This is a genomic window from Aurantimonas marina, assembly GCF_017183135.1.
In the GTDB taxonomy this organism is placed as follows: Bacteria; Pseudomonadota; Alphaproteobacteria; order Rhizobiales; family Rhizobiaceae; genus Aurantimonas; species Aurantimonas marina.
Genome location: NZ_JADDXW010000011.1, coordinates 133675 through 143435, shown reverse-complemented (window position 1 = coordinate 143435; position 9761 = coordinate 133675). Strand labels below are relative to the sequence as shown.

Genomic DNA, 9761 nt, shown 5'->3' with positions numbered 1-9761 from the left:
CCGGATCGGCTCGAACTCCGCCGCCACCGGCTCGGCCATCCGCACCGTCAAGTCGCCCGCCGACAGCCGCTCGAAGCCGACCTCGACCACCCCGACAAAGGCCCGCAAATCCTCCGCCTTGGCGTTGTCCAGCGCCGCCTGACGGTTTTGTTCCGCCTCGCGTTCGCGGGAGAGCCGTTCCGTTTCCTGGCTGGATGCTTCCGCGCGACCCTGTTCTTCCCGCGCAAGCTCGGTCGCGTCGGCAATGCTCTTGAACATGGCGGAGACCGTATAGGCGAGCCACAGAAGGACAGCCGCTTCGGTAACCAGAATGATCGCGTGCAGGCCGAAGCGTACGACATCGGTACCGCCGGGATAGATCGCCGCCGGCAGCGCGAAATTCAGCACCAAATGGTGAAGGGCGGTTGCGACCGTCGCCCCCGCGATCACACGCCAATCGAACATCGCTCCGACCACCGCGAGACCGGCGAAATAAGCCATGTGCATATCGACTTGCAGGTAGTTGCCGCTGAGCGCCGAAACGAGAATGGAAATATTGCCGACGAGACCGACAGCGCAGACCATTCGGGCCGTCGATCCGAGGTCGGCCCTCCGGGACAGCAGCAGACTGACGACCGCGATGGCGGTCGCTGCGAGCGTCGGGGCGATGGCCGACCGGGCGTTCGCCACTTCAACCGCCATGATCATCGGCACGAATCCGAACTGGCCGAGGGAGATCCAGCTCGTGATACGGGCCCGGTGCGCGTCGAGGTCTTTCATCGCATTCATAGTCGGCGTCCTAATCAGTGGTGCTTGCGCAGCCGATCGCGGCTGCATCGAGAACGAGCCATGCACCGGTGGCACGAAGCCGACCCGGCAAGTCTTCATCGGTGAATTCAAGAACGGCCACGGAAGGCCAGGCCCCCGCATCCACGAGATTGCCGACGCTGGCCGCCGCCTGGATGACACGCGCTTGCGGCCACCACGGCGGAAAAACCGCCGCGAGACTTTCGGTGCTGGCAAGACTGGGACCCGGAACCGCGACGATGAGGGTCGCCAACGCCATGACGGACCCGGCGATCCAGCTGAGCGTGTGAGATTTCATTGCGGTCGCGTGAACAGCATCGAACGCCTTGCAGCGGAGATATCGTAGCGGTGCCAAGGAAATCGGCATTCGCCTTTGGGAGACTGATGTAATTGGAAAGTCTGAAAAGATTACAAACACCTATAGCCGCCACAGCGCTGCCGGCGACGCCAGCAGCGTTCAGATGAAGAGCCGGCGATAGAGCGATGGAATGCGTCGCATTTGCCCCCGACAAGGCATCGCGCCGGAAGAGCCGGCGTGGGGGTGTCAGGCGTCCGGAACGGCCATCGCACGCTTATACGCGTCCCGGTTCGTCACCCGTGCAACGTAATCCTGGATAACCCGGCTTTCGGCAATGCGCGGTGCGGCAAACATCCCCGCCCAGAAGAGCTCGGCGCCGATATAGACGTCGGCAGCGCTGAAGCGCTCGCCGAGCAGATATGGCCCTTCGCCGATCGCGATTTCCAACGTGTCGATCACATCATGGTAGGTGCCCCAGCCGACGCTCGACTTCGGCAGCACGTCCTTGCGCATCGTCGCATCGGTCAGCGCAGGTTCGAAGCAAGTGCCTCCGAAGAAAAGCCAACGGTAGTAGGTGCCTCGCTCTGCCGATCCTGGTTCGGGAGCGAGCCCCGCCTCGGGATAGGCATCGGCCAGCCAGGCGATGATAGCGGGCGTTTCCGTCAAAACAGTAAGGTCGTCGAGAACGAGCGTCGGCAGTTTGCCCATCGGATTGATGGCCAGGAAATCAGGCTTTCGATTATCACCGGCCTCGAAGTCGATCGGCACGATGGCGTAGTCGGCATCGACTTCTTCAAGCATCCAGCGGACGATTGCCGCGCGGCTCATCGGGTTGTAGTAGAATGTCAGTTGGCTGGGCATCGCTATTCCTCCGCCTCCAGGTTCCCTGACGATGCCGGCGGAAGATTCCACGCGCAAGATCGGCAGGTTAGGCGGTGTGGCCTCTCCGCTTATGCGGGTTGCTGTTTTCGGCCGCAAAGTGCCGATGTCCCCGGGGACCAGCGATCCCCTGGCATCAGCCGAAGAAACTAAAAAGATAGCTCACCGCAAGAATGATCCCGACGATCGCCGTCGGGACCACAATGCTGTCGCTCTGAGGCATGACGTCATCTCCCACGGCGTCACTGGCTGGACGAGAGCGCAGATGAAAGCCACGGCGGCCGAGCTTGACAGTCTGCTGGCCCTGTTCGACTGGGGCCAAACGGAAGGGGGCGTGGTGGATGAGCGGGCTCGATGTCTGATCCTGGGCAGCCGTCTTACGTCTTTTCTCGCGCGCTCGTGAGGGCCGGGCTGGAAGGGCCAGCTTCGCCCGCGCCCTGACGTCGACTGGGTCGTCTGGCCGACCACGCGCGAGCGGAGCAGCCGGGACGCCATTTCCCGCAAACATCAGGTCACAATCATTACCAAAGGGCGATGGGAATGCCGTAACACCGCGTCTCATCATGATTTCCTCCACCTATTGGAAACGCGGAAATCACGATTTTGTTCAATTCACAGGAAGGCGGGCCTCCCACAGTGCCACCGGCAGGACCGGCGCAGCCGTTGGCCGCACGCCTCGGAGACCATTCAACCGATTTTAATATGCGCAGGCAGCGTCGCGCATCTGGACGGCGCCACGCCGGAGCCCCAGAAGAAACGCGTGGGAAGCGGCGAGGCTCTTGATGTCCGCCGGCGAGGCAAAGGAGCAAATCATATGCTGAGAACAGAAACCGTCCGGGACATCCTCTCCTGGTACGAGGGCGAGACTCCAGGATTGAAGAGCAATCTTTCACGCCTCCTTATGCATGGCCGGTTGGCGGGGACCGGGCGGGTGGTGATCCTGCCAGTCGATCAGGGCTTCGAGCACGGACCTGCTCGCAGCTTCGCGCCCAACCCGGTCGCCTACGACCCGCATTATCTTTACGAACTGGCGATCGATTCCGGCGTGTCGGGCTATGCCGCGCCGCTCGGGCTTCTGGAGCAGGGCGCCGATACGTTCGCCGGAGAGGTCCCGCTGATCCTCAAGCTCAACAGCGGCAATTCACTGGTCGGCAGCCAGGATCAGGCACTGACCGGCAAGGTCGAGGATGCCATGCGGCTCGGCTGCGTCGGCGTCGGTTTCACCATCTATCCCGGCTCCGACTGCTCCTATGAGATGATGGAGGAATTGCGGGAAATCAGCCTCCAGGCCAAATCACGCGGGCTGATGACTGTCGTCTGGTCCTATCCACGCGGTGGCAAGGTCTCCAAGGAGGGCGAGACCGGCTTCGATATCATCGCCTATGCCGCGCATATGGCGGCGTTGATGGGGGCCACGATCATCAAGGTGAAATTGCCGACCGCCCATGTCGATCTCGACGCGGCAAAGCCGATCTATGAGAAACACCCCATTCCGCGGGAAGCGGCCGCCGACCGCGTGCGCCACATTATGCAAGCGGCCTTCGCCGGCAAGCGTATTGTCGTCTTTTCCGGCGGAGCGGCGAAGAACACCGACGAGCTTCTGGACGAGGTCCGCGCCATCCGGGAGGGCGGCGGCAACGGATCGATCATCGGCCGCAATTCGTTCCAGCGCAGCAAGGACGAGGCGATCGCGCTCCTCAATCAGGTGATGGACATCTACGCCTGATCGGTCGCGATCGACACCGGGACTGCAAGTCCCGGCTGAAACGAAAACGGCCGCCTTGGGGCGGCCGTGCTGTGGTGGCGTCCTTGCGCAGGTACGGAAGGCGTTACTGCCCGGCCGCCGTAGCGAGTGCTTCGGCGGGATCGCGCTCCTCGCCCTCGTCGTCAAAGCCGGCGAGGTAGGCGATAACGTTGGTCAGGTCTTCCGGCTTCTTGAGTCCGGGAAACGCCATCTTGGTGCCCTTGACGACCGCGCGCGGGTCGGTGAGCCATTCGGTCAACAGCGCCTCATTCCAAACCGACTTGTCTGCGGCCCATTCCTGGAAGGCCGGCGAAAAGCTGTAGCCCTCGACTGCCCCGGGCTTTTCGCCGACCAGGCCGTTCAGCTCCGGGCCGATCTTGTTTTTCGCACCTTCTCCGACAGCGTGGCACGCTCGGCATTTGTTGAAGACCTTCTTGCCGGCGTCCGCGTCGCCAGCGGTCTGAGCCATCGCACTCGTCGCCATTGTGAGCGTCACGATTACGCCGGCGGCCAACATCAAATTACGCATGATTCCTCCGTGAACTGCGATCCTTTTCGCGGCGGGAATATAAAGCCATGCCGCGTAATGGCAATCATTTGAAATGGCAATCATTTGAAGGCGGCGGCTTGGGCGCACGACGGTTGTACCGGGGCTGGCGGTATGGATCACACTCGGCCGCCGCGAATGCGAGCGGCAAGCAGTTCATGATGGTGGGCTCTCGTCGATGTGGGCAGGGCGGCCATTCTACGGGATGTTCGCGCTATATAAAAATAATAATCCCCCATATTAAGTAATTTCGACGCCGAAATCGCCATTTAAGAAAGTATAACCGGAATTTTTTAAGCGTTTTCATTGCGAAAAGCGATCCGGCCGCCGCAGGGCTCATGCGCCGGCGCGTGGCGTTTTAGAACGTCACTGGTCCAATTCAATTTCCCTGGGTTAACCCGATCGTCTATTCGTTAGGAATTCTATCCGTCACATCTTCGCCATGTTTGTTAAGTGCCACGCCGCCCGCGACCCGTCGGCGTAAACCATCGTTTTTAAGAGGAAATCAAGGATCGAAGGTTACGGATAATTCACGACGCCGGGTCCGGTCGGAATTCTCGTTGCGGATCGGCAACACGGCGAAGGAGAACCTATTCCTGCCATTTTTCAGGCACGGTGAGGGACCATATCAACTCCCGAACCCGCCAGCCGGGTCGGGAATCCGGGCGGTACGAGGATGTGGCGTCCGGAAGAAAGTCGCGACTGCGACAGAATGGAGTTCAGTTATGAAACGCTTTGCATTGCTTCTCGCCTCGACGGCGTTCGTCACCCCGGCGCTCGCCGCCGATCCAGTCTATGAGGAGGCCCCTGCGCCGGCCCCGATGATGATCGAGCCGGTCGCCACGACCAGCACCTGGACCGGCCTCTACATCGGTGGCCAGGCTGGCGTCGCCTTCAGCGGCGACGACGATGGCGCTAGCTTTGATCCGGGCAACACCGGTGTTTTCGGCAACGGCACTTTTAACGGTGACGACAACAACGCCGGCTTCATCGGCGGCGCGCATATCGGTTACGACTACCAGATGCCGAACAACTTCGTCGTCGGCGCGGTCGCGGACATCAACTACATCGACGCCGAGACCAACCGGTCCTACACCACGCCGGGCGGCTCGACCTTCACGTCCAACAGCGAGATCAACTATCTCGGCACCGTCCGGGCGCGCCTTGGCTACGCCATGGACAGCGTCCTGCTCTACGGTACGGGCGGCCTCGCCTATGCCGGCGTCGACAACAACATGACGGCACCTAGCGGCGGCGCCTTCACCGGCTATACGTTCACGCAGGACGGTGACGACGCGGATGTCGGTTATGCGGTCGGCGGCGGTGTCGACGTAATGGCGACCCAGAACATCTCGTTCGGCGTCGAGTATCTCTACACCAATCTCGGCTCCAACGATCAGTCGATCACCGGGACCAACGGCACCAACACGGTGAACTTCACCTCGGAGTCCAACGACGACGACCTGGACTTCCACACGATCTGGGCGAAAGCGTCCTATCGCTTCAACTAAGGCATTGTGCCTTCGGCCGGGCGCTTCAAGCGTCCGGCTTTCAGACGAAAGCCCGCCGGATCGCAGGACCCGGCGGGCTTTTCAGTTTCAAAATGCCGCGTTGAAAAGCCGGTCGTTCGGCCGTCGGTTTCAGGCGAGCGGCGGGCGGCCGAGATCGGCACGCCGGGGCAGATCGGCGCCCCGGCGCGAACAGGTGATAGCCGCCGCCCTGACGGCGAAGTGCAGCAAATCCTCGATGTCGGCTTGGTCGGCGGCCCTCAAGGCCGCGCGAGAGAGTTGACCGCGTTCCTTCAGGCCTGCCAGGAGCGCCGCCTGAAAAGTGTCGCCGGCCCCGACCGTGTCGGCGACGATGATCTGGCGTCCGTCGACCGAAGCGTGAACCCCTGCGCCCGTGACGGCGATCGCGCCGCGCTCGCCGCGTGTCACGACGGCCATCTCCGCGCCCGCGGCAACCCAATCGTCGATCACGGCATTGAGGGTCCGGCCGGGATAGAGCAGATCGATATCTTCTTCGCTTGCCTTCACCAAGGCCGCGAAAGGCACCAGTTCGGCGACCTTTTGTCGCCAGGTGTCGAGATCGGGCTCGATCGAGGCGCGAACATTGGGATCGTAGGAGATGAACCGCCGCGCCGATTCCTGCCGCACGAGATGGGCGAGCGCCGAGGCAGTTGGCTCGGTCACGGTGGAGTAGGATGCCAGATGGATCGCCTCCAGATCCTCGGGAAAGGTCGCCGGCACTTCGGCGACCTCGATCGAACGGTCCGCCGTACCCTCGATATAGAACGTATAGGCCGGCGAGCCGTCAGCGCCGAGCGAAACCATCGCCAGCGTCGTGTTCCGGTCAGTCGGAATGAGGAAGCCCTGATCGATCCCCTCCCGCGCCATGAAGCCGCGGATGCGCATTCCGAAGAGATCGCTCGAGACCTTCGTGAAGAAGCCGGCCGGATGGCCGAGGCGGGCCAGACCCAGCGCGACGTTCAGTGGCGAACCGCCGACACGCCCGGACAGGGCGATCTTCGCCACATCCGCGTCGGGTTCGGCGAACAGATCGAACAGCGCGTCGCCGCAACTGAGAAACATGACGAAATCTCCCGGACCATATCAGTGTTCGGTTTTTGATGCCGCTATCAGGAAAGGCCGAGGCGGGGAAGACGGCCCCGCTCTTTGCACGATGCCACTGGGACCCTTTCATAGCGCGCGTGGCCGCCTATGATCGGCGGCGATCAATTGGGAAGGAAACCGCATCCATGCCATTTCAGCGCGTCAACGGCATCGTTATCCACCACCGGGTCGAGGGAAATGCCGGCGGGCCGACGCTGGTTTTCGCCAACTCACTGGGTACCGATTTCCGGATATGGGATGCGGTGGTCGAGCGCCTCGCCGGGGCGTATCGGATCGTGTGCTACGACAAACGCGGCCACGGGCTGTCGGAGGCGACGCCTGCGCCCTACGCCATGGACACCCATGTCGACGATCTAGAAGGCTTGATCGACCATCTCGGCGTGACGAACCCGATCATCGTCGGCCTGTCGATCGGCGGCATGATCGCGCAAGGCCTGACCCATCGCCATCCGGCCATCGCCAAGGGGCTGGTGCTGATGGACACCGCGCACCGGATCGGCACGACCGAATTGTGGGACCAGCGCATCGCGGCTGTTGAGAAGGACGGGATCGGCGCGATCTCCGAGCAGATCCTCGAGCGCTGGTTCACGCCGCAGTTCCGCCGCCCGGCCAACGCCGATTTCGTCGGCTATTCGAATATGCTGCTGAGGACGCCGCTGCCGGGCTATCTCGGCAGCAGCGCCGCGTTGCGCGACGCCGACTATACCGAGGCGACGGCGAAGATCGATCTCCCGGTGCTGTGCGTGGTCGGCGACCAGGACGGCTCGACGCCGCCGGATCTGATGCGCTCGACTGCCGATTTGATCGCCGGTTCGCGCTTCGAGATCGTCAAGGATGCCGGCCATCTGCCCTGCATCGAGCAGCCGGAGGTCACGGCGGGGCTGATTGCGGATTTCGCCACCTCGGTATTCGGAACGGCGGCCGGCCGCTGACGACGGCGGTCTTCTCGGATCGGTCTCGGTGGCCTCGTCGGCGACGGGGAACTCGATCACTGTTTCAGCGCCGCGGCGGAGGGATTGATCGCGCCATGAGTGAAAGCTCGGGCATCAAGCCCCCAGCAGCGCGAACGTGCCGAACGCCGGCACTGTGACGGCCAGCCGCAAAGGATCGAGCCCGGCGACGAGGCCGAGAAAGTTGACCTCCAGCCCCGATTTCCAGCCGGCGACCAGTCCGGCGTAGCCCCAGAGTGACAGGCGCAATTCCCGCCGGTCGAGGTCGATCGAGAGGAAACGTCCCTCGGATGGATAGTCGCGACCGACCGCCGCCGCCGGCAGCGTCGCGTCGATGCCGGGGACGGCGCGCATGACGTGAGCGACGAAAGTATTGGAGTTCGGACCGGGAAAGATATTGTAGCCGCCACGCTCGGCGTAGGGGTAGGCGGCGATAGCGGCGCGCACCTCGGGTATCAGAGCTTCCGCCCGGGCGCCGGTAATCCGGGTGACGACCCGGGGATCGTTCGAGTACCAGCGCCCGTCGGCCGGCCGGCTGTTACGCCGGATCGGTGTGCCCCAGCCGACCTTGTCCCAACGATCGTAGGCGCTTGCGCCCTTGTCCTTGATGACGATCCAGGAGTGATCGGCGAGCGCCCCCTTCAGCCCGCCGGTCCGCGCCGCAAGGATATAAAGGGCCGCCTCATCGCTGGTGCTCGCGGCCGGCAGCAGCGCCGCCGAGCTCCAGTCGGCCTGACGCCAGGAGACGGGATGCTCGCCGGTCCACCAGAGGAGAGCGGCGAGTGCCGCCGGCAACAGATAGACCGCGCCGACGAAGACGGTGAGCCATTTCAACAGATACATCGGATCCCTGACGGTGGCGGGATAGAGGAACGGCTGCTAGAGCGCGATTGAAGATATTTGTAGGATCAAGGTGCGCGATGGAAAACCCTGTTGTCGTGGAAGTGACCCGAGGCGATCTGGTCGAGAGCGTCCATCGCGGCGGCTTCGCGCTTGTCGATGGCGCGGGGGCGGTGGTCGCCTCCGCCGGCGATATCGCGCGGCCGGTGTTTCCGCGCTCGGCGATCAAGGTGTTCCAGGCGATCCCGCTGATCGAGACCGGCGCGGCGGACGCCTTTGGCTTCGGCGACCGGGAACTCTCGCTCGCCTGTGCCTCCCATTCGGGCGAAGAGAGACATGTGGCCCTCGCCGCCGCCATGCTCGCCAAGGGTGGACTCGATGGGGGCGCGCTCGAATGCGGCTGCCATTGGCCGTTCGATCTGCCCGTCGCGCTCGATCTCGCCCGACGCGGCGGCGAGCCGACGGCGCTGCACAACAATTGTTCGGGCAAACATGCCGGGTTTCTCTGCACGGCGGTCCACCAGGGCGAGGACCCGCACGGCTATGTCGGGGCGGACCACCCGGTGCAGCGGCGGGCGAAGGCCGCGATCGAGGATCTGACCGGCACTGAACTTGGCGCTGATGTCTGCGGCACCGACGGCTGCTCGATCCCGACTTATGCGGCGGCGCTGAAAAGTTTCGCGCATGGTTTCGCCAAGCTCGTCACTGGTGAGGGCGTCGCGCCGGAGCGCGCAGCGGCGGGGCGGCGGCTGATCGAGGCTTGCATGGCCGCGCCCTGGGAGATGTCCGGCACTGGACGCGCCTGCGAGAAGCTGATGCAGGCCGCGCCCGGCCGGGTGTTCGCCAAGACCGGGGCGGAGGGTGTGTTCTGCGGCGCCTTGCCGGATCTTGGCCTCGGCTTTGCGCTGAAGATCGACGACGGCGGCACGCGGGCGAGCGAGGCGCTGGTCGCGGCGGTCATCGCCAAGGCGCTGCGCGGCGACGATGGGGCGCTGTCCGACAAGTTCGACGCGTTGGCATCGAAGACGCTACGCAACTGGGAGAAGATTGCGGTCGGCGCGGTGCGGGCGGTCCCACGCTGAGG

General features: G+C 63.6%; 9 protein-coding genes and 1 pseudogene. 4 read left to right on the top strand and 6 right to left on the bottom strand.

What is annotated here, in order from left to right; genetic code table 11:
• The 3 genes and pseudogenes from ING15_RS13710 to ING15_RS13700 all read right to left on the bottom strand — a co-directional run.
• Positions 1 to 768, bottom strand: a pseudogene (locus ING15_RS13710) (hypothetical protein); the annotation flags it as partial.
• A 10-nt stretch (positions 769 to 778) separates the two neighbouring features.
• Positions 779 to 1084: a hypothetical protein gene (locus tag ING15_RS13705; RefSeq protein ID WP_206455382.1), complete on the bottom strand. Its 306-nt coding sequence runs from the start codon at positions 1082 to 1084 to the stop codon at positions 779 to 781.
• A 246-nt stretch (positions 1085 to 1330) separates the two neighbouring features.
• On the bottom strand, positions 1331 to 1996 hold the full coding sequence (locus ING15_RS13700; RefSeq protein ID WP_332873827.1) for a glutathione S-transferase family protein: 666 nt from the start codon (positions 1994 to 1996) through the stop codon (positions 1331 to 1333).
• 781 nt (positions 1997 to 2777) lie between these two features.
• Here ING15_RS13700 and ING15_RS13695 point away from each other — a divergent pair.
• On the top strand, positions 2778 to 3689 hold the full coding sequence (locus ING15_RS13695; protein ID WP_206455381.1) for a class I fructose-bisphosphate aldolase: 912 nt from the start codon (positions 2778 to 2780) through the stop codon (positions 3687 to 3689).
• A 103-nt stretch (positions 3690 to 3792) separates the two neighbouring features.
• Here ING15_RS13695 and ING15_RS13690 read toward each other — a convergent pair whose 3' ends face one another.
• A complete protein-coding gene (locus ING15_RS13690) occupies positions 3793 to 4377 on the bottom strand; it encodes a c-type cytochrome (protein WP_332873826.1) in 585 nt (194 codons plus the stop codon).
• Positions 4378 to 4979: 602 nt separating this feature from the next.
• Between ING15_RS13690 and ING15_RS13685 the strand changes: the two genes are divergently transcribed.
• Positions 4980 to 5765: an outer membrane protein gene (locus ING15_RS13685; protein WP_206455380.1), complete on the top strand. Its 786-nt coding sequence runs from the start codon at positions 4980 to 4982 to the stop codon at positions 5763 to 5765.
• Between the two features lie 129 nt (positions 5766 to 5894).
• Here the strand turns inward: ING15_RS13685 and ING15_RS13680 are convergent, their stop codons facing one another.
• On the bottom strand, positions 5895 to 6845 hold the full coding sequence (locus tag ING15_RS13680; RefSeq protein WP_206455379.1) for a carbohydrate kinase family protein: 951 nt from the start codon (positions 6843 to 6845) through the stop codon (positions 5895 to 5897).
• A 167-nt stretch (positions 6846 to 7012) separates the two neighbouring features.
• On the opposite strand from ING15_RS13680, the gene pcaD reads away from it, so the two are divergent.
• On the top strand, positions 7013 to 7819 hold the full coding sequence (gene pcaD, locus ING15_RS13675; protein ID WP_206455378.1) for a 3-oxoadipate enol-lactonase: 807 nt from the start codon (positions 7013 to 7015) through the stop codon (positions 7817 to 7819).
• A gap of 114 nt (positions 7820 to 7933) precedes the next feature.
• Here pcaD and ING15_RS13670 read toward each other — a convergent pair whose 3' ends face one another.
• Complete coding sequence (locus ING15_RS13670) at positions 7934 to 8680, bottom strand: DUF3750 domain-containing protein (protein WP_206455377.1); 747 nt, start codon at positions 8678 to 8680, stop codon at positions 7934 to 7936.
• A gap of 77 nt (positions 8681 to 8757) precedes the next feature.
• On the opposite strand from ING15_RS13670, the gene ING15_RS13665 reads away from it, so the two are divergent.
• On the top strand, positions 8758 to 9759 hold the full coding sequence (locus ING15_RS13665; protein ID WP_206455376.1) for an asparaginase: 1002 nt from the start codon (positions 8758 to 8760) through the stop codon (positions 9757 to 9759).
• Positions 9760 to 9761: the final 2 nt, after the last annotated feature.